This window comes from Streptomyces sp. SID12501 (assembly GCF_010550245.1).
In the GTDB taxonomy this organism is placed as follows: Bacteria; Actinomycetota; Actinomycetes; order Streptomycetales; family Streptomycetaceae; genus Streptomyces.
On the sequence record NZ_JAAGLU010000446.1, the window covers coordinates 1 to 506 of the forward strand.

Sequence of the window (506 nt, forward strand, 5' to 3'; positions counted from 1 at the left end):
CCAGCGCATCCAGCGGGAGATCCCGGCCGGCCGAAACCCGTTCACCCACTACAAGCGGGTGATCATCTCGGTGGACACGCTCAAGAACATCGGCCAGTACCGGCACCACCTGGAGCGCATCCGCTGGGACGCCGTCGTCATCGACGAGTCCCACAACCTGATCAACGCCGGCAGCCAGCGCCGCGCCCTGGCCGAGATCCTCGCCCCCGAAGGCGCAACGGTAGAAGCCAGCGCCCGGTTGGCCATCATCACCGAGGGCGCGGCCGGTGCCGCCAGCCCCGCCGCCGCCCAACCCGAAGCTGCTGCGGCAGCCGTGCAATCGCCCGGTGCCGGCCCCGAGACGCCGCAAGAGCGCAAGGATGTCGAAGACGCGCCCTCAGCCAAGAAGGCCATGGCCGAGGCCGGCATCGCGCGTGATGCCGTCACCGGCACCGGCCGCGACGGCCGCGTGATGAAAGAGGACGTGGCCCGCGCCGCTTCGGCACCTGCAGCCGCCTCGTCCGCCC

The 506-nt window shown here is 71.3% G+C and carries 1 protein-coding gene; it reads left to right on the forward strand.

The window, feature by feature from the left end:
- The coding region (locus G3I71_RS46695) for an E3 binding domain-containing protein (RefSeq protein WP_203733112.1) at positions 1-506 on the forward strand (506 nt) is incomplete at both ends.